A 461-nucleotide genomic window follows, 5' to 3' on the forward strand; every position below is an offset into this window, starting at 1 on the left:
GATGGGTTCACGGCGTGTCTTGAGAAGGTCTACCCCTTCCCGGCCCGGTCGTAATGCTCCCGCCGAACATACTGCAGGGCCCGCTTAGCGTGTACAATGTTGGCCCTGTGAATTCCGATGATGGACGAGCTCATGAGTAAGAAGAGAACCACCGATTTTGGCTACGAGCAGGTGGCCGTTGAGGAAAAAGCCGGCCGAGTGGCGAATGTGTTTCACTCCGTCGCGGCCCGTTATGACCTGATGAACGACCTCATGTCCGGCGGCGTCCACCGGTTGTGGAAGCGGTTTACCATCGAACTGGCGGCGGCCCGTCCAGGACAGACCATCCTCGACATTGCCGGCGGTACCGGAGACCTGAGCTACGCCTTTGCCAAAAAAGTCGGGCCGGACGGCCTGGTGGTGCTCGCCGACATCAACGAATCCATGCTCAACGTGGGTCGCGATCGGCTGACCGACCGGGG

General features: G+C 60.5%; 1 pseudogene. It reads left to right on the top strand.

Going from position 1 to position 461, the window contains the following annotated elements:
- Window positions 1–132: 132 nt before the first annotated feature.
- Window positions 133–461: pseudogene (locus B3520_RS15315) on the top strand (class I SAM-dependent methyltransferase); the annotation flags it as partial.

Source organism: Marinimicrobium sp. UBA4509 (assembly GCF_002388575.1).
Taxonomy (GTDB): domain Bacteria; phylum Pseudomonadota; class Gammaproteobacteria; order Pseudomonadales; family Cellvibrionaceae; genus Marinimicrobium; species Marinimicrobium koreense.